Source organism: Bacteroides congonensis (assembly GCF_900130125.1).
Lineage (GTDB): Bacteria > Bacteroidota > Bacteroidia > Bacteroidales > Bacteroidaceae > Bacteroides > Bacteroides congonensis.
In genome coordinates this window covers 1,166,478-1,187,218 of the sequence record NZ_FQXY01000010.1, presented here as the reverse complement: position 1 = coordinate 1,187,218, position 20,741 = coordinate 1,166,478, and the positions used below count along the sequence as shown (strand labels likewise).

Sequence of the window (20,741 nt, the reverse complement as noted above, 5' to 3'; positions counted from 1 at the left end):
CTAAGATTGTATTTGTCCCGCCGACGGAATTGCCCTACCTTTGCCTTTGTCTCAAAAAAAAATTGTCTCAATAAAGAAAGTAATACATGAAAAAACAGAATTGGCTACTCTTGCTTATCATTCTCCTGCTTCCGGCAGAAAGTATCATTGCTAAAAAGAAAGCGGAAAAAAGCGACAGGGAAATCTGGTGTGAAGTAATGTACCGAATGGCAGTTCCTGTACTAAGCAACATGAGCGAAGGCCGGTTGAAACAGAACATGCTTGTAGAACTAAGCCCGACGTGGGATGGCCGCAATAAGGATGTCACTTATATGGAATGTTTCGGACGGCTGATGGCGGGACTGGCTCCCTGGTTATCATTGCCGGATGACAACACAGCCGAAGGAATCCAACGCAAACAGCTTCGGGAATGGGCTTTGAGCAGTTATAAACATGCTGTCGACCCTTCTTCAGCGGATTATCTGCTATGGCGTCAGGAAGGACAGACATTGGTCGATGCAGCCTATATCGCAGAGAGTTTTCTAAGGGGCTACGATGCCCTATGGCTTCCTTTGGACAGCCTGACCAAGCAGCGTTATATCAATGAATTTATCCAACTCAGACGAGTTGACCCGTCATACAGCAACTGGTTATTGTTCAGCGCAACTGTCGAATCGTTTCTTCGAAAAGCAGGTGCGCCCAGCGACACCTATCGTATCAGCTCCTCTTTACGGAAGATAGAAGAATGGTACGTAGGTGACGGCTGGTATTCCGACGGCCCCCACTTTGCGTTCGACTATTACAATAGTTTCGTGATACACCCCATGTATATAGAAGCCTTGGAGATATTCACCGAAGCCGGCAAACATAAAAAGATATGGAATATGCCCGGCTGCAATTACCACACAGCGATAGCACGGGCACAACGCTTCGGAATGATTCTCGAACGGCTTATCTCCCCGGAAGGAACACTGCCCGTCGTCGGACGTTCCATCACTTATCGCACAGGTTCTTTGCAGACGTTGGCATTACTAGCATGGCGAAACTGGCTTCCCGAAGAACTGTCAAACGGGCAAGTACGTGCCGGCATGACAGCCGTCATCAAACGTATGTTTGGAAACAACCGCAATTTCAACGAAAAAGATTTCCTCACGCTAGGCTTCAACGGTTCGCAACCCGGCATCTCGGATTATTACACCAATAATGGAAGCTTATATATGGCTTCACTCGCTTTCCTGCCATTAGGTCTTCCCGCAGACGATCCCTTCTGGACAGATGCTTCACAGCCCTGGACTTCGAAAAAGGCATGGGATGGAGAGGACTTTCCGAGAGACCACTCTTATCATGAAGAGTAAAAAATAATCAGTTTCAAGAAAGAATCGTTTAATAACAGCCAACTCTTGACTTTTCCTTTTTTATTTCGTATCTTTGAAGAAATAAAAAAGAAGAAAAACAAGATGAATCATACAAATATCAAGACATAACGAAGTATCATCAAACATATATTTCCATATATAAAGGAAGTCGAACGGGAGAAAATCAGCACTGATTTTCTCCCGTTTTGTATATATAATTCACAAACAATCAAGAAATTCATCAAAAATAGTTTTTAATAAACTCGGATACCGTTTATAATAAACCCCTCAACTATTTATTAAAAACAACACTCGGGTTTATTATAAAACCGTAAAGATATTATCACTAGGAAGAAAGAGACTTATTCATATATGAACAAGTAGGATCATAGAATAGTTAATATTGCATACAAATGGAGCATAATATTTTCCTTACAACACCGTCTTTTGAAAAAAAAGTATTAGTATCTGCTAATATTATATTTGCCTCTCTTTCAAAATAGTCCTACCTTTGCCTGTCAACAGCTACACGCTCTCGCCAAACAAACGAATAAAACATTAACCATTTAAATAAAAGTATCATGAATAAACAGATTTCATTAACACTACTTGCTACATTTGCCTTACTCTTCAGTCTCACTTTCTCTTGCAATGCCAAAGGAAAAGACAAAGCCAAACATGTTGTCCTCATCGGTCTGGACGGCTGGGGCGCATACAGTCTTCCGAAAGCGGATATGCCCAACGTAAAAAAACTGATGGAAGACGGCTCTTATACATTAAAGAAACGTTCGGCACTTCCTTCTTCAAGCGCCATCAACTGGGCATCCATGTTTATGGGAGCCGGGCCGGAACTTCACGGATATACCGAATGGGGCTCCAAAACACCCGAACTTCCGTCGCGTGTATTAAACAAGAACGGCATCTTCCCGACCGTATTCCAACTATTGCGTGACGCCCGTCCGGAAGCAGAAATCGGTTGTCTGTACGAATGGGAAGGAATCAAATATTTAGTGGACACCCTTTCTATGAGTTATCATTATCATGTGGCCGATTACAGCAAGACTCCTACAGAATTGGGTGACATGGCATCCGCTTATATCAAGGAGAAGCATCCGGCTCTCGTTGCCATTTGTTATGACAGTCCCGACCATACCGGCCATACCGAGGGACATGACACTCCTGCATATTATGAGAAACTCAAAGAACTGGATACATACGTGGGCCAAATTGTCCAAGCAGTAAAAGACGCAGGAATCCTTGATGATACTATTTTCATATTGACTGCCGATCATGGTGGCATCAACAAAGGACATGGTGGAAAGACGATGCAGGAGATGGAAACTCCGTTCATCATTTCCGGCAAGAATATCAAGAAAGGGCTTCGGTTTGACGATGTAAGCATGATGCAATACGATGTAGCTTCCACAATAGCATCTATCTTCAACCTCGAACAACCGCAAGTCTGGATTGGCAGACCGATGAAGATTGTTTTCAAATAGTCTCACTCCGGGATTATTATATGTTGAAAAAGAAAAAAAGCTTTTTTAATACAAACCATTAATTAATAAACAATGAAATTCAGCAACGTAAGATTATTAGTAAAAGATTTCGCCAAATGCTTCAGATTCTACACCGAACAGCTCGGATTAGAGCCAGCCTGGGGAGATGAAAATAGCGGATATGCCAATTTTAAGGTAGCCGACGGAATAGAAGGCTTCGCCCTTTTCAGTTCCGACAGTATGGCACCTTCGGTAGGCAATGCAGACAAGCAGCAGCCCGTTGCGATGCGCGAGAAAATGATGGTTTCATTCAGTGTGGATAACCTAGACGAAACCTTTGCCGCCCTAAAAGCAAAAGGCGTGACGTTTATTAGTGAACCTACGGATATGCCCGATTGGGGGATGCGCACCCTGTACCTGCGTGATCCTGAAGAAAATCTTATAGAACTCTTCACTCCTCTGGCACTGGAGGAATGTAGCCCGGAACTTCTCGAGGAAGACAAGAAATTCCACTAAGAGATGAAGGCAGACGAAGGGTAGTTTGCTAAAGTAACATACAATTATGGAAATTTGCGGAGAATAGCATTATTATTCTCCGCAAAACTTTTATAAAGCCAATTGAAGCATTTTATTGGCAGTTCAAACTTAATTTGCTACTTTTGTTTTAGAATTCAACAAATTAGAGCAAAATATATGGCTTCTATTGAAATCAAGCATGTAGGCCCATTGAATGAAACCGGCAAGATAGACCTGAAAATGGTCAATCTATTCATTGGAAAACAGAGTACGGGAAAAAGTACCCTGATGAAAATTCTTAGTTATTGCCGATGGTTGGAAAAGACGATTATGACGGGAAGTGATACGGTACTTTCTGCCTATACTCACAATAATAAATTTCTTAAAGAATTGATGCAGTTTTACCGTTTCAACGCAGGGTACTTTTCAAATGATAGTGAAATTCATTATCAGGGAGATTGCGTGACTATACATTTAAATGGCACTCGGAGCAATGCCCGCATAGAACGTTTATCCGCATTCGATGATGGACGTTATAATACAAAACTAAGTTTTATCCCATCGGAAAGGAATCTGCTTTCCGCCATAAAAAATATAGACCGGTCTTATCGTGCATCAGATTTGGATGTACTCTTCAACTTTGTTTTCGAATGGGGGGAAGCCAAAGACCTCTATACAAATTCCGAACCCAAGACACTGGCCATTGCTCCTAATATGGAGTATTATTTTGATAAAGAGAAAGGAACGGACATTATACGCTTGAAAGACAAGAAAAAGGAGTTCACTACTTTTTATGCTTCAAGTGGTGTACAGTCTGCTCTTCCTGTAGAGATATTAGTTGAATATGTGTGTGGAATGGCCGGTCAACCTGTTTCCCTTAGCAAAGGGGAACTCTATGATATGATGACTAAATTTCTTCGCGAACGGACATCGGGTGATAGGCTGACTGAAACTAATGGAGAAATCTTGTCGTCTCACTTACTCAATTACCAGTCTGCGCAGTTATTCATTGAAGAACTGGAACAAAATCTTTATCCTGAATCGCAATGGAACCTGGTACGGAGCATTATCAATGCCATAAAGAAAGCTTCTGTACGCACCGGACATAACAGTATGGTAACACTGACAACACATAGTCCGTATGTTTTGACCGCTTTGAATGTTTTAATGGTAGCCTCTGCGGCATGGGAAAAAGACAGCAAGGCTACTTCAGAAATTGTTCCGGAAAATTATATCCTGCCGACAGGAAGCATCGGTGCTTATTATCTGACAGAAGAAGGAACATTGAAAGACATTGTGGATGCCGAACTACATATGGTAAGCGGTTTGGAGCTTGACGGAATATCCGATTTAGTAGACGAGAGCATTGCCGCATTAAATTCGATTATTTATGGCTGATACAAACTTGCACGAGAAGCTAAAAGGAGAGGGATATATTGTTGAACAACCATTGACAGTACGAAAAACTGTAAGTACGTCTGAAAAAGGTAAACGCTATACCCTTGAAGTCAGCAATTCAAAAGAGTCTGTTGTTTATCAGATAGACGGGCATATTATCACCCGGGGTAATAAATGCGACAAGATGGTGCTGGTAGAAAGAGCGAGCAATGACTGGATACAGATATTGGTAGAATTGAAAGGTGTCGATGTCAGTCATGCAATAGTACAGTTGGAAAGCACGCTTCAGAATGAAAAACTCAAACATCCAACCAATAAAGAAAAACGTGCCAGAATCGTTGCGGCTTCCTTTCCGGCAAACCGTGGTAATACTGTATTGGAGAAAGCTAAAATCCGTTTCCGTCAAATGTATCAATGCGATTTGCGTGGGTTAAAGTCGAATCAACCGGATAATAAGACTTAGGAAATAAAATGCGGAGAATAAAACATGTCTTATTCTCCGCAATACTTTTATAGAGCCAATTCATAGTTAGTGCTTCGTCCGCCTTCTTCCGTTTTACGTAATATTCCTTTATTTATTAAATCCTGTATATCACGCAACGCAGTGTCAGGAGAACATTTTGTGATTTTTCCCCATTTGGAAGAAGTCAGTTTTCCATCGAAACCATCCCAAAGCATATTCACCATCCTTATCTGCCGTTCGTTGATACATCTAATCTTCATATCAATAAGCACATTCATTTATAGCATTTCAGTATGACATCAAAGAGATTACATCACTCTTTTTACTCATTATTATGCTTTTTGTTAATTTTGTATTAGTATTTGATAAAATTATATTTGTCCCTCGTACTAAACCACCCTACCTTTGCTCCCAGATTCAAACAATATAAAATTATATATGCAATGAAAAACAAATTATCTTATCTTATTAGTGTAGCATGCTTCTTGAGCTACACAAGTACATTTACTTCTTGTGTAAATGGTGTCGATGACGAATATCTGGAACAGAAAATCACAGAAGGTACTGGTTCGGAAGAGGAAGGCGAAGAACTTCCCGATTTGAACGGTGAATATAGTATGCAGGGGGACTTTGACCTGAAAATGATTTGCAATGGCGATGAACTTGAAGGACAGAAGGTAGTTATGGCCGTAGACGAAAATAACGAAACAGCTACAATTACATTTAGTGCTCTCGAAACTGATTTGGAAAGTGTAATTGGATTGATTCCGGGTGCGAACTTAATTCAAGGTATGGGTCTTAAGTACACAGGAAGCTGCGTAATTCCGGGAGAAAAAGAACTTACCTTTACTAATGTTCCTTTATACAAAAATGGATCAAGCTATATCTTTAAAGGTAGTCTTATTGAGCCTACATATACCATGAAGTTTGAAGGTAAAATGGCTGATGAGAAAATGTCTATGGAGGTTAATTATGAACTGACAAATCAGACCTTAGCTGGTACGTGGATGTTACAAAAACCTAATCTAGAATTGCCTAGTCCATCAATGACCCCATTATGGTTTGATTGGGATACAGATATACAAATAAGATTTGGAGAAATTAATATGCCAGGTCTCGGTAATATGAGTATTGATACTTATACTCCAAATGAGCTTCAAGGTTTATTATATCTAGCTAAGATGATCGGGGTATTTGATGCCCAGCAAATGATTGCAGATTTACTGCAAAGTATCACAGCTATGCCGAATGGAAGTTTATATGCTACTTACGCATGGGACAATGACACATCCAACCCCGACAGATGGAGTTCAAATATGAGTCGTAATATTGTGCGTTATTATTATGATGAAGAAAAAGCTGATCGTCTTTATTTAGACATCAATGGTCAATTCTTAGTAAATACTATAAAAAGCCTTGTACAGCCATCACCCGGTACCCGTGGAGCAGCGGAAGACCTTAAGGCACTCGGTACAGAATTGATTGAGTTTCTGAAACCGGCACTTGAAAAGGGTATTCCATGTACCTACAAGCTTGATGGTAATAAAATGTCTATTAACATTGACGGTGAATTTTTATTAGGTGCTCTTAGATTAATAGCAAAAGTAGGTAATAACGAAGCTGCTCTAGGCTTTCTCATGCCATTAATACAAAGCGAACCATCAATAGCTGCATACGTACCAAATATCAAGATTTTCTTAAAGCGCTTGCCTGACTTATTGACATATAAAACAGAGAAAGGAAATGGAACATTCGAAGGAGAATGCAAATATGTCAAGATAGGATTACATTTAGAAAAGTAATAGCCAAATGACAACAAACAGATTTCTAATGAATAAGTACAGTTTAATCACTCAAGTAGTATCATGAAAAAAATACTTTGTTTTTTCTTCTTGTGTCTTCTCACCCTCTCCGGGTTTGCACAAGAAATAAATATAACGGGTACAGTTACCGAAGCATCGACCAATGAGCCGATGCCCGGTGTCACTGTCCAAGTGAAGGGAACCACCACCGGCACTATCTCAAATGTAGATGGTCAATACACCATACAGGCAAAGATGAACGACATTCTCGTCTTCTCTACTATAGGTATGAAGACTATTGAAAGAAAAGTTTCTTCCAACGCTCCCCTCAACGTATCAATGGCAGAAGATAATGTTCAACTAGACCAAGTGATAGTTATCGGTTACGGTACTGTGAAGAAAAGCCATCTCTCAGGAGCAGTTAGTTCTGTAGGAAAGAAAGAACTGAACGGAGATGTCACTACTTCTGCCGCTAATGCACTGCAAGGAAAGATTGCCGGTGTATCTGTAATGACTTCAAGCGGTAATCCGAACGATGGAGCGACCATCAACGTGCGTGGTATCAGTTCATTATCAAATAACGATCCATTATACTTAATAGACGGTGCATTCGGTGATCTCAATATGGTAGACCCTAACGACATCCAGTCTATCGAAGTACTGAAAGATGCGGCTGCGGCTGCCATCTACGGTTCTCGTGCAGCAGGTGGTGTAGTACTGATTACTACCAAAGGTGGGCGCAAGGAAATGCCGACTAAAGTTGACGTAAACTTCTTTACAGGCATTCAACAGAACCCTAAAAAACTGAACGTACTGAATGGCGAACAATACAGCCGCTTTGCAAACTACTACGGCTTGGCAGCCGATGGTTACGGTGCAGAAACCGACGCTGTGCCCTTCGTTGGCGAAGGAACAGATTGGCAGGACATTATGCTGAACACAGCTATGGTGTACAAAGCAAATGTAGGCGTTACAGGAGGTTCTAAGAACGCATCATTCAGCGCTTCCGGAGGTTATCTGAATAAAGACGGTATCATGCGCAATAGCAGTCACGAATCTTATAACATCCGATTGAAAAGTGACTTCAGCTTCCTCAACAACCGTGTTACAATAGGTGAATCATTAATTCTTCGCCTTGCCAAAGGTATAGGCGGTATGGATCAAGACACTATGAACGGCATACTACGTTTCCCGACTGTGGTTCCTGTGTTCGATCCATCCAATGCTACCGGATGGGGAACATCAGCAGATATCAACCTACCGAACCCCTATGCTTTGTCCGAAGTGAATGATATCTCTAGCGAAAATACGCAAATCTTCCTGAACGCTTATATTCAGGCGGAAATCATCAATGGACTGAAATACAAGTTGAACTTGGGTCTGCGAAGAAACCATACGAAAAACCGCAATTATATGGATTCGTATGACTTGGGAACCTACGGTATCAATGAAGAACCGGATCTTTCGGAAAATTTCTCAAGCTTCGACTCATGGGTACTTGAAAACACCGTGAATTATGACCGCACTTTCGGCAAACATACAATCTCGGCTATGGCAGGTTATTCTGCACAGAAAGATTATGTCTACAACCTGAATGGCAGTAACTCCGACATTCCGAAATTTATCGACACCATGACCGGTAACGTGACTACCATGAAATCAAGCAGTTCACGCGGCGAATTGGCTTTAGTTTCTCTCTTCGGACGTGTGATGTATTCTTACGACGACCGTTATTTGTTCTCTGCTTCTATCCGTCGTGACGGATCGTCACGCTTTGAAGACGGACACCGCTTCGGCAGCTACCCTTCCGTATCTGTAGGATGGAATATCAACCGTGAGAAGTTTTTCCGCCCGTTAGAAAATATCTTTGACCAGTTGAAACTACGTATGAGCTATGGTAAGCTGGGTAATCAGGAAATGGTGAGCTATTATCCTACACAAAGTATAGTAAGCGACGGCATGAACTACCTACAAGGCAATACGATATGGTTTGGTAAATTGCCTTACGTACAAGCTAAATCACCAATCAACCTGTCTTGGGAAAATACGGAAACTTATAACATAGGTCTGGATGTGATGTTGCTTAACGGAAAATTGGCTCTGACTGCAGATGCCTATATCAAAAACACAAATAACGTATTATTACCCGTTCCTGAACCATCTTCTACTGGTCTCAGCGGGATGCCTGACAAGAATGCAGGACAGGTACAGAACAAAGGTATAGAATTATCTGCTACATGGCGCAGCTCTATCGGCGACAAAGTCAACTATTACATTGGTGCCAACATGAGTACGGCAAACAACAAGGTTACTAAAATCACAGCAGGAGGTAGATATATGTCTATTTCGGGTTATTCGGCTCATGGAGCAGGCGGACGTGGTATCAATATGTTCAAAAATGGTCATTCCATGTCTTACTTCAACTTGATAGAAACAGATGGCATCTTCCGTAGCATGGAGGAAATCGAAAACTACAAAGGCAGAAACGGTGAACTGATTCAACCAGGTGCACAGGTAGGTGATGTTCGCTACAAAGACTGGAACGGTGACGGTAAGATTGACACCAATGACCAACACGATGTAGGCAGCCCGCTTCCTAACTTCAATTTCGGTTTGAGACTGGGTGGCGACTGGAACAACTTCGACCTCAATATCTTCATCGACGGTGTGGCTGGTAACAAGATTTATAACTACCCGCGCTATTGTCTCGAATCAGGAGCATTCAACGGTAACCTGAGCACAAACGTAGCCAACTCTTGGAGACCGGACAATACAAATACCGATATGCCACGTTTCTCTAAGTCAGACGGTACGGACAACAAGCTGGCTTACACAGACAGATGGTTGGAAGACGGTTCTTATGTACGCCTGAAAACAATTGACCTGGGATATACATTCCCCAAACAATGGGTGCAAAAAGCAATGATTCAGAACTTGCGTCTTTACGTATCAATGGAAAACCTGCTGACACTGACAAAATATAAAGGCTATACTCCTGACTTGGGTGAAAGTTCAGCCACCGGTGTAAGCTACAATGTGTTCTCCAGAGGAATCGACCAAGGACGCTACCCTATTCCTCGTACATTCTCATTCGGCATTCAGTTAGCTTTATAATACACTAAGATTAATACACTGAAAATTTAAAATATGAAAAAGAATTGGTTATCATATATGCTTGTATCAGCTCTCCTTTCGGGAGCGCTGACATCGTGCAGCGACTCTTTTCTGGATCTGAAAGACCCGAACCACTTTACCAATGAAAACTTCTGGAAAGATAAGGCAGATGCAGAAAGCGCATTGGCTGCGGCTTACTCGCCTATCAAGTATCAAATGTATGGATATTACGGCGCATTCGACGGATGGTTAAACCTCAACAGCCGTGGAGACGATATCTTTACGATACTAAACGAAGAAGCCAGTATGTGGGATATTGCTAATTTCCAAAACTCTGCAACAACAGGTAATGACCCTTTCGGTGCACTTTATGCCGGTATACAGCGTGCTAATATCGTGTTGAGATATATCGACAATGTTCCGGCAAGCGGCATCACAGAAAGCGACCGTGCTACGATTAAAGGAGAAGCACTCACACTAAGAGCATATCAATACTTCCTATTGGTGAATAACTACGGAGATGTGCCTTTGCGCCTGATTCCGTCTAATGAAGATGATCCAAACAAAACGTCTTCTCCCCAAGCTGAAATCTGGGCACAGATTGAAACGGACTTGATCACTGCCATCAACGACGGAAACTTGCCCGAGAATCGCCCTGCAGAACAAAAAGGACGCATTGAGAAAGGTACAGCCATCACCATACTTGGAAAGGTATACGCAACGCAGCACAAGTATGCCGAAGCCAAAACGCTGCTGAAAGGTCTGATAGATTCGTCTTACGATCCATTCGGTCTTCCTTCTACGGGAAAACGCTATAGACTGATGGAAAACTTCGTGGACAACTTTACTACTGCCCACGAAAACAATGCAGAATCGGTATTTGAATTACAATATAGCAGCGACGGTGATATGTCGTGGGGTAATGAAGGCGGTATCAGCCTGGGAAGCTCACTGGCACAGTTTATAGGTCCTGCAAAATCGGGTGGATGGGCTAAGTTAATGCCTTCTGCATTCCTTGTGAGCGAATTTACTGCCGAAACACGCGGGACAGATTCAAAACTTGTCGATTCAAAGTATGACAAACGTATCTATGCCAGTATGTTCTTCACTCCAAGTGAATACGGAGACTGGGTATCAGAGAAAAATGGCTGGTATGACGGAAAGTTCTATGGCGGTCTATTCACAATGGACGATCTTTGGACAGGTAATGCCTCCAAAATGGCTGGTGGTGCTCCTATCTTTAATGTAAGCCAATCGAGCGGTGCACAAATCGGTAAGTTCCTTTTGAAGAAGTACACCGCACACTACGTAAAATCAAAAAGTGCCGATAACATGGGCAACGTAGAAGGAAGAGCAAACAATGTACGTGCAATACGTTTCGCCGAAACATTATTGCTATACGCTGAGGCTTGCGCCAAAGAAGCAGATAAAGATCAGGCCAACTGGGCATTGAACGAAATCCGCCAAAGAGCAGGTTTACCGAAGAAAGACTTCGAACAAATCGACCTGATGAAAGAGATTGAACATCAATGCCTATTAGAGTTCTTCGGTGAAGGTCACCGTTTCGACGACCTCAAACGTTGGTATACTACCCCTCAAATCTCAATGATATTGAAAGGTAACGATAAACAAGGAGCTTCTAATTTCAAAGAAAAATATAAATATTTCCCTATTCCTTCCGGCGAACTGAACAACTCTTCAGTTGAACAGAACCCATTATGGAAATAATTAATAACACTATAAGAAACGAATTTATGAAGAAGATATATTTATTTGTAAGCACGTCTTTGTTCTTGCTGCTCGGAGGCATCACGTCTTGTGACGACAATAGCCTGAGCAATGATGAAGTGTATATTCCGGATCCGGTAGTCCTATCTGACGAGGATGATGGTCTGTCACCGGAGCCTGCTACGGAATCAGTTATCAGAATCCTACCTGAAGGCAAGCATCAGGAGATCGACGGATTCGGATGTAATTTCGGTTGGGCGGAAGCCGTTTACGGATGTACTAAGCGTGAACAGATTATGGACGACCTATATGGTGAAGATGGATTAAGATTCAATGTCTATCGTGGTGAGGTATGCGCCTCATCCGCATCAGCTGACGGAAAGACTTTCAATTTCAAGACACAAGAGAACTATCATCTGGGAGCACATTCTTCTGAAGCAAAAACACTCTATAAGTCGGATGCAGACAAATTTAAAGAATATGCGCAACTGTGGATTATCGACTATCTATGTAAGAGAAAACGGATGGACATCTATTACTTCTTCTCCGTGTGGACTCCCCCGATTGTATGGAAATCTTTTGGCGAAGGCGAAGAACAGAATGGTGGAAGCGGCTCTTTCAACAGCAAATATAGCGATGAATACGCTAACTTCCTGGTCAGTTTCGCAAAAGCTTTTAAAGACAAATTCGGTATCAACGTTTATGGTATCTCCGGGTGGAATGAACCTGACCAAGCCATGGGCGGATGGGACGGTTGTATATGGGATAACCAGCAAATGGCAGATTTCACGATGAACAACCTACGCCCGGAACTGAATAGACAAGGCTTAAAGGATACAAAAATCATTTATGGAGAATTACCTTGGTGGGCAAATGCTGTAACATGGGTAGAAAATGCACTGAAAAGCAATCCCGGTTTAGTGGATGCTAATATTGTTGCAGCAGGACACGGTTATTCTACAGTTGATGACAACATACTTCCAATGAAAGCAGCCCAAGATAAAGGTATTCATGTATGGCAGACAGAAACTTGCGATGACAAGACTCGCGACGAAACTTGGAATGATGCAATGAAATGGGCGAAGAACTATAGTGATTACCTGACTAAAGCGAACACTAGTGCTGTTGTATGGTGGGCAGGAGCACGTCAATGTTCTACAACTGGAGAAAATCTTCTTCAAACCAATGCATATGATTTCAGTGATAACTTTTATCGCGTAGATCGTTATTACTCTATCGGACAGTTTTCCAGATATATCAAAAGAGGTTCAACACGCGTAGATGTAAAAACCGTATCGACAACGGCAAACAGAATCCCGAGAGAATTGAGTGCGTCAGCATACATTAAAGACGATACATATACCATCGTATTGGTAAACAAGTCACAAACTAAAGGATTCGACGCGCTGCTGGAAATTGATGGTAAAGAGTTTGATAGTATGATTTCATACACTTCCAATTCCAGTGTAAAATGGTTGCGCAAGAAACTGAATCCTTCATCAAGCGGCAAACGTTCTGTTACTGTACCTAAATATAGTGTAGTAACTATCACTGGTAGATTCAAATAAAAGTAGCTGTTGAATATTTAAAAAGAAGTAATACGAATGAAAAAGAATATTATGAATTTGGCAGGAGCTTTATTAAGCTCCGCCATACTGATGTTCGGTTGCTCAGAAGATCTCCCGTCATATAGTGATCTTAAAGTGGATAAGACAGAAGTATTTATCCAAGCAGACGGAGAAAATCCTACAGCAATAGTAAACATCACAGAAGGAAACGGCAACTATAACGTAACTGTAGCTGACGAGAATGTAGCAACAGCTACTCTTAATGGCAATCAAATTACGTTGAATGGTTTAAATAATGGAGTTACAACTGTCACTATCACGGACTGGTCTAAACATTCTGCTGTTATCAATGTAAATGTAAAGGAAGATTTTGAGTTAACTTTGGATAAAACAGAGTTAGTGATGACGAAAGCTACAAAACCCATTGAAGTTAATATTATCGCTGGCAACGGAGGCTATGAGGTAGAAAGCAGTAATGGCGAAGTGGTAACGGTCAAACTGATTTCAGAAGGAAAAGTGCAGGTTACTGCCGTGGGCAACGGTTCCGCCACCATCAAAGTGACTGATGCTGATGGTAAAACAGCATCAATAAATGTAACTGTATGCGACCAGTTGGTACTCGAAAAGACTTCAGACATAATAGCGATTAATGGAACTCTAAACATTGCAATCATAGCAGGTAGCGGTGAGTATAGTGTTACCAGTGACAACGCAGAGATAGCTACTGCCGTAGTTTCCGAATCGGGTGATGTAATCAGCATTACTGGAGTTTCAAAAGGTGAAGCTAAAATCACGGTTACCGACAAGTGGGAATTCTCAGCCACTATCGCTATTAAAGTTGTAGACGAATTTAAATTAGAAAAGACGACCATTACTCTCTTGGACATCGAAACTCCACAAACTATTAAAATATTGGAAGGTAGCGAAGATTATACCATTAGCACAACTAGCGAGTCATTAGAATGTGTTATCTCTGATGACAAAAAGGCACTGACCATAAGTGGTATAGAGAAAAAGATGGCTTTCAACCAAACAATTACAGTGACAGACAACAAGCTTAACAAGTCTTTGGAAATCATTGTGAAAGAGGTAAATTATAAAGCTGATGCATACGGATGTGCAAGATGGTATATTGATGGCAACATTGGTATCCCGACTAATAGTAAGTTCGAAACGAAAAACGGACGCGAATACCTGACTATAGGAACAAAATCCGGTTCGAAATATATAAACGGCTTCGTCCTTTCATTTGAAGGCAACCGCCTTATATATGGTTACAAAGATAATCCGACCTTATATCATCTCAATTCAGAAGGTGAGGAGGTAGAACCAATCTCTATTAACAATTTGGAAGTGTACAAAACAGAAACTGGTACAGATGGTAATGGTAAATATTGGATCAGATTCTATGAAGGAACTAATTATCTTTGGTCATATATTGTAACTGAGACCAAATAATACTTACACATTAGTATAAAAGAATTCCGGATACTATTAACAGCACCGGAATTCTTTTATAAAGAGATAAGAATATGAACAAATCATATAGCGATAGACTACGTCTTCTACAAGAAACGCATGAAACTCTGATAACCCGCCCGAACAAGAGAATTCTTCCAGGCAACGGGATTTTTGAAAGATACGAATATCCGGTTTTAACAAACGAGCACACTCCTTTGGAGTGGCGTTATGACCTGAATCCGGAAACGAATCCCTGGCTTATGGAACGTATAGGAGTCAATGCTGCCATGAATTCGGGAGCCATCAAATGGAACGGAAAGTATCTGATGGTAGTCCGTGTGGAAGGGAATGACCGCAAATCATTCTTTGCCATTGCCGAAAGCCCGAATGGCATAGACAATTTTCGTTTTTGGGAATACCCGATACAACTACCGGATACAGACCCGTCGGAAACGAACGTCTACGACATGCGCCTGACGGCACACGAAGACGGCTGGATTTACGGTATTTTCTGCAGCGAAAGCCTTGATCCGAATGCCGCACCGGGCGACTTGTCTTCCGCCGTAGCGAAAGCAGGTATCGTCCGCACCAAAGACTTGAAGAATTGGGAACGCCTGCCGAACCTGATTTCCCAAAGTCAGCAACGCAACGTCGTCCTGCATCCGGAATTTGTCAACGGCAAATATGCTTTGTACACCCGTCCGCAGGACAGCTTTATTGACGCCGGAAACGGCGGAGGTATCGGCTGGGCATTAATAGATGATATGACTCATGCAGAAGTAAAAGAAGAGATTATCATCAACCACCGTCACTACCACACTATAAAAGAGGTGAAGAATGGCGAGGGACCTCATCCTATCAAAACCCCAAAAGGATGGTTGCACCTCGCCCATGGCGTGCGTGGTTGCGCCGCCGGACTGCGCTATGTTCTCTATCTGTACATGACGTCTCTCGAAGACCCGACAAAGATTATTGCCGAACCCGGAGGATATCTGCTCGCACCCGTAAGAGAAGAAAGAATAGGAGATGTATCGAACGTACTCTTCTCCAACGGATGGATTGCAGATGAGGACGGAACGGTATATATCTATTATGCATCTTCGGATACCCGCATGCACGTAGCAACTTCCAGCCTAGACAGATTGATAGATTACTGCTTTCACACACCGGCAGACGGCTTACGTTCTGCCGCTTCTGTAGAAAATATCTGTAAGCTCATAGAAGCTAACAAATATGTAACGGCAGAAAAGGTTTATTTTTAAGATAACACAAGTTAGATATAGGTCTTAGAATAATAGTAGCTGCTCGTCATTGACAAATTCCACGTCAATGGCGGGCTTTTTTATAAAGCAGGGCAATAACTGATACAAAAAGTGCGCATTGCAGAATATATCATTAAATTTGCGTATTAATAAGATGATAAATAGAGAGAATGTTATGTGATTCATCCGAAGAACCTGTGCGTAAAGAAAGGAGTAATGTATCTCTCTGCCTATATGACCTTCTATTTGTAGTTTGTTCATTCCTAAATAGAAATATTTCCATTCTTTATTGCAATTAATGGAAAAAGTTCCTATCTTTGTACTAGTCAAACAGAACAAAGAAAAAATGAAATATACAGAATTTCATCGGAAAATCACTAAAAACGATTGGACATTCAGCCATGCATCAGGCAGTCATTATTTCTATAAAAAAGAAATAAAAGACAAAGAAGGAAAGGTTATTGAGGTTATTTGTTCACCACCAGTACCTTATCATGGTGCTAAAGAAATGCCTGAACCTCTAAGAAGAGCAATTGCCAGAGATATGAACTTAAGATAAAGGAGAGACTTGTATGGAAAAACTAATTATCAACATCGGAGCAAGTAAAGACCATTTTGGTGCGTATGCAGAAAATGCGAGCGGTATTTATGCAGCAGGTAATACTGTTGCCGAAACCAAAAGAGATGTATTGGAAGCTATACGGTTGATTAAAGAGAATCTTCCGGAATCACAATGGCCTACTATTATTAAAGGAGAATATTCCATTGAATGGAAGTACGATACACAATCATTATTACAACATTACAGTGGTATTTTTACTAATGCAGCGTTGGAAAGAATGACTGGAATCAATCAAAAACAATTGTGGAATTATGCTAACGGGATCTCAAAACCACGCGAGAACGTACGTCGCAAAATAGAAAAAGCCTTGCACTCATTAGGAGAAGAACTAATAGCTTTATCTCTTTAATTTGTCTGATGACTTTTCAAAATAGAAAAGTAAAGAGAGGGTATCCCCGCAAGGATTTCCTCTCTTTTCATAATAAAGATAACGGATTTCTTCAAAAGAAGTCGCTACAGCTCAAGCAAAATGATAGCAATTTTTTTGTCCTAAAAGGGTTCTCCCGATATAATCTTATACAACTAACTGCAAAATAGTATCATTAATAAAAACAAATTAATACTACTATTCTTTGTTCTAATACCATATTACCTTTCTCGAAAACAAGTAATAAGACAGAATCGTCCGACACACAAGAAATATCATCACAGTACATAACCCTCACACAGCCTACAAATAAGCTTTTTCAGTCCTACATGCAACCCACACGTGTCTTATTAAATAATTATTACATCAAAAAATACAGGCAAAATTGTATCAGAACGAGCTAAGATATCATTTGCCTTGCAGAGCATTATCCTCTACTTTTGCATCAGACGATTATCAATTGAAATTTCCATGGATCAATTGATAATTGAACTGGAGTTATAAATCTAATGCAATAAATTATGAGAAGAAAAATTCATTTCTTACTATTCTTATTTCTCTGCATGGCTAGTATTCCACTGGCAGCCCAAGACATTGAAGTAAAAGGAGTAGTGACAGAAGCTACAACGAATGAACCTTTACCTGGAGTTACGGTCAGAGTCAAAGGTCAAGACACCGGCACAGTAACAGACGCGGATGGGAAATATTCCATCAAGGCAGGCAGAGGGAATACTTTGATATTCTCGACAATAGGTATGAAACAAATAGAAAGGGCCGTTACATCCGGAGCACCCATCAATGTCGCGATGGAAGAAGATAATATAGCCCTCGAGCAAGTAGTGGTTATCGGTTACGGCACAGTAAAGAAAAGCCATCTTTCGGGAGCTGTAAGTTCGGTCAGCGCAAAAGAGCTGAACGGGCAGGTGGCCTCCAATGCCGCAACGGCTTTACAAGGAAAGATTCCCGGAGTATCGGTGGCAAGTTCCAGCGGTGACCCTAACGGAAGTATGACCATCAATGTGCGCGGTATCAGTTCATTATCCAACAACAATCCGTTGTACGTCGTTGACGGTGCATTCGGTGACATCAGCATGGTAGACCCTAATGACATCTCCTCCATCGAGGTATTGAAAGATGCCGCCGCAGCAGCCATTTACGGTTCACGCGCAGCAGGCGGCGTGGTATTAATCACAACGAAAAGCGGGCGGAAAGACATGCCTACCAAACTGGACGTCAATTTCTTCACAGGTATCAGTCAAGCCCCCAAAACACTGAAGGTTTTCAATGGAGAAGAATATAGCCGTTTCGCACGTTACTATCGCCTGGCGGGTGATGGTTACGGTTCGGAAAACGGAGCAACGCCTTTCATCGGTGAAGGTACAGACTGGCAGGACGTAATGCTGCGCACCGCCATGACTTACAAGGCCAACGCAACCATCAGCGGCGGTTCAAAAAATGGTTCTTACAGTTCGTCCGTAAGTTATCTCAATAAGGAAGGTATCTTGCGCAATACAGATCATGAATCTTACAACATCCGTTTGAAGAGTGATTATTCTTTCCTGAACAACCGGTTGACGATAGGTGAATCCATGATTGTAAACCTGACCAAAGGAAGCGGATATATCCATCAGGATACCATGTTCGATATCTTCCAGTTCCCGTCGGTAGTGCCGGTATATGACTCTACAAATTCGGGCGGTTGGGGTACTTCCAACGATATAAACCTGCCCAATCCGTTGGCGGAAATGACCGTGAATGACGAACGTACCGAAACTACCAGAATCTTCCTCAATGCTTATCTGCAGGCGGAAATCATCAAAGGATTAAAATACAAGCTGAATGTAGGTATCCGGAAAGAACATACCAAATACCGCAAATATACGGATGCGTATGATTTAGGAACATTCGGAAAGAATGACAAGCCCGACCTGGAAGAGAAATCATCCACCTGGGAATCATGGGTATTGGAAAATACGTTGAATTACGACCGTACGTTCAACAAGCATAACCTGTCGCTCCTTGCGGGCTATTCGGCACAAAAGGACAAGAGCCACAGCCTGTACGGGAAGAACAGCGACATGCCCCAGTTTATAGAAACGATGCCGGGCAACGTGGATCCTTCCAACCTGAAAGCATCCAGCAGCCTGAACGAACTGGCATTGGTATCTCTGTTCGGACGTGTAATGTACTCCTATGACGACCGTTATTTATTCTCCGCGTCCATCCGCCGCGACGGTTCGTCACGCTTCAAGAAAGGGCATCAGTACGGCGCATTCCCGTCTGTTTCCGTGGGATGGAATATCAACCGCGAGAAGTTCTTCAAACCGTTGGAGAATGTATTCGACCAGTTGAAACTACGTTTCAGCTACGGTAAACTCGGTAATCAGGAAATGACCAGTTATTATCCTACGCAGAGTGTCGTATCGGACGGGATGAACTATGTATCGAACAATGCGCCCTGGTTTGGCTCTATGCCTTATGTACAGGCTATTTCACCCGCCAACCTGACATGGGAAAATACGGAGACTTACAACATCGGTCTGGATGTCAGCCTGCTGAACGGACAATTGACTTTCACTGCGGATGCGTATATTAAAAATACGAATGATGTATTGCTGCCTATTCCATCGACCGCTTCCACCGGTATCAGCGGAAACTCGATCCAGAACGCAGGTCAGGTACGGAATAAAGGATTTGAATTTGCCGTGAATTACCGTGGTTCCATCAAGGAGAAGTTCACTTATTATGTAGGCGCCAATATCGCTGCCGACAAGAATGAAGTGACTAAGATTACATTGGGCGGACAGAACCTGATGATCTCCGGATATAGCGCACACGGTGCCGGCGGTCGTGGTATCAACATGTTTGCCGAAGGTCATCCGATGTCCTATTTCAACCTGATTGAGACGGACGGTATATTCCGTTCGGCGGAAGAGATTGCCAACTACAAGAACAAAGACGGCGAACTCATCCAACCCGGAGCGCAAGTAGGCGACGTACGTTACAAAGACTGGAACGGCGACGGCAAGATTAATACAGACGACCAGCACGATGTAGGAAGTCCTTTCCCCGATTTCACGTTCGGAGTAAGAATGGGTGGTGAATGGAACAATTTCGACTTCAACCTTTTCTTTGACGGAATGGTGGGCAACAAAATCTACAACTACCCGCGTTACCGTCTGGAATCAGGAAACTTCAACGGGAACATGAGCACTGTACTTGCCAACTCATGGCGGCCGGATAATCAGAACACCGACATCCCACGCTTCTCCAAGACAGATGGCGCGGACAATAAATGGGCATATAGCGACAGATGGCTGGAAAACGGTTCATACCTGCGCCTGAAGACACTGGATATCGGTTATACATTACCCAAAAACCTGACAAAGAAGGTAAAGCTTGAAAATGTAAGAATATACACTTCAATGGAAAACCTCTTCACACTGACCAAATATTCGGGCTACACGCCGGATTTGGGTGAAAGTACTGTCGCGGGCGTTGACTACAACGTATTCTCGAGAGGTATCGACCAAGGACGTTATCCGTTGCCCCGTACCATCTCATTCGGAATACAAGTGAACCTGTAATACCTTAAATTAATATTAAA

At 42.1% G+C, this 20,741-nt stretch carries 15 protein-coding genes; 14 read left to right on the top strand and 1 reads right to left on the bottom strand.

All coding sequences use genetic code 11. The features are described from left to right. The first annotated feature begins 86 nt into the window (after positions 1-86). The 5 genes from BQ7997_RS15775 (at position 87) to BQ7997_RS15755 (ending at position 5,210) form a co-directional block, all read left to right on the top strand. A complete protein-coding gene (locus BQ7997_RS15775; protein ID WP_073347164.1) occupies positions 87-1,334 on the top strand; it encodes a DUF2264 domain-containing protein in 1,248 nt (415 codons plus the stop codon). Between the two features lie 581 nt (positions 1,335-1,915). Then, on the top strand, positions 1,916-2,833 hold the full coding sequence (locus BQ7997_RS15770; protein ID WP_073347163.1) for an alkaline phosphatase family protein: 918 nt from the start codon (positions 1,916-1,918) through the stop codon (positions 2,831-2,833). Between the two features lie 72 nt (positions 2,834-2,905). Then, positions 2,906-3,349 carry a VOC family protein gene (locus BQ7997_RS15765; RefSeq protein ID WP_022140397.1) on the top strand — a complete coding sequence of 148 codons (444 nt, stop codon included), beginning with the start codon at positions 2,906-2,908 and terminating at the stop codon, positions 3,347-3,349. 177 nt (positions 3,350-3,526) lie between these two features. Then, a complete protein-coding gene (locus tag BQ7997_RS15760) occupies positions 3,527-4,747 on the top strand; it encodes an ATP-binding protein (RefSeq protein WP_073347162.1) in 1,221 nt (406 codons plus the stop codon). After that, complete coding sequence (locus tag BQ7997_RS15755; protein WP_022140395.1) at positions 4,740-5,210, top strand: hypothetical protein; 471 nt, start codon at positions 4,740-4,742, stop codon at positions 5,208-5,210. The genes BQ7997_RS15760 and BQ7997_RS15755 overlap by 8 nt, the downstream gene beginning before the upstream one ends. Positions 5,211-5,257: 47 nt before the next feature. On the opposite strand, the gene BQ7997_RS15750 is transcribed toward BQ7997_RS15755, so the two are convergent. After that, complete coding sequence (locus BQ7997_RS15750) at positions 5,258-5,470, bottom strand: hypothetical protein (RefSeq protein WP_235817305.1); 213 nt, start codon at positions 5,468-5,470, stop codon at positions 5,258-5,260. A 183-nt stretch (positions 5,471-5,653) separates the two neighbouring features. Between BQ7997_RS15750 and BQ7997_RS15745 the strand changes: the two genes are divergently transcribed. From BQ7997_RS15745 to BQ7997_RS15695, 9 genes are all read left to right on the top strand, one after another. Continuing rightward, a complete protein-coding gene (locus BQ7997_RS15745) occupies positions 5,654-7,012 on the top strand; it encodes a DUF4925 domain-containing protein (RefSeq protein WP_073347161.1) in 1,359 nt (452 codons plus the stop codon). Positions 7,013-7,075: 63 nt separating this feature from the next. Then, on the top strand, positions 7,076-10,126 hold the full coding sequence (locus BQ7997_RS15740) for a SusC/RagA family TonB-linked outer membrane protein (protein WP_073347160.1): 3,051 nt from the start codon (positions 7,076-7,078) through the stop codon (positions 10,124-10,126). Between the two features lie 33 nt (positions 10,127-10,159). Beyond that, positions 10,160-11,854, top strand: coding sequence for a RagB/SusD family nutrient uptake outer membrane protein (locus tag BQ7997_RS15735; RefSeq protein ID WP_022140390.1), 1,695 nt, complete (start codon positions 10,160-10,162; stop codon positions 11,852-11,854). Positions 11,855-11,880: 26 nt separating this feature from the next. Next, positions 11,881-13,422 carry a glycoside hydrolase gene (locus tag BQ7997_RS15730; RefSeq protein ID WP_022140389.1) on the top strand — a complete coding sequence of 514 codons (1,542 nt, stop codon included), beginning with the start codon at positions 11,881-11,883 and terminating at the stop codon, positions 13,420-13,422. A gap of 51 nt (positions 13,423-13,473) precedes the next feature. Continuing rightward, positions 13,474-14,880: an Ig-like domain-containing protein gene (locus BQ7997_RS15725; protein ID WP_159436772.1), complete on the top strand. Its 1,407-nt coding sequence runs from the start codon at positions 13,474-13,476 to the stop codon at positions 14,878-14,880. Positions 14,881-14,954: 74 nt separating this feature from the next. Next, positions 14,955-16,145 (top strand): glycoside hydrolase family 130 protein, encoded by a 1,191-nt coding sequence (locus BQ7997_RS15720; RefSeq protein WP_022140387.1) that lies wholly within the window; start codon positions 14,955-14,957, stop codon positions 16,143-16,145. 298 nt (positions 16,146-16,443) lie between these two features. Beyond that, positions 16,444-16,704, top strand: coding sequence for a type II toxin-antitoxin system HicA family toxin (locus tag BQ7997_RS15710; protein WP_083589260.1), 261 nt, complete (start codon positions 16,444-16,446; stop codon positions 16,702-16,704). A 13-nt stretch (positions 16,705-16,717) separates the two neighbouring features. Then, positions 16,718-17,116: a hypothetical protein gene (locus BQ7997_RS15705; protein WP_022140385.1), complete on the top strand. Its 399-nt coding sequence runs from the start codon at positions 16,718-16,720 to the stop codon at positions 17,114-17,116. A gap of 539 nt (positions 17,117-17,655) precedes the next feature. Beyond that, positions 17,656-20,721 carry a SusC/RagA family TonB-linked outer membrane protein gene (locus BQ7997_RS15695; protein WP_044656347.1) on the top strand — a complete coding sequence of 1,022 codons (3,066 nt, stop codon included), beginning with the start codon at positions 17,656-17,658 and terminating at the stop codon, positions 20,719-20,721. Positions 20,722-20,741 lie beyond the last annotated feature (20 nt).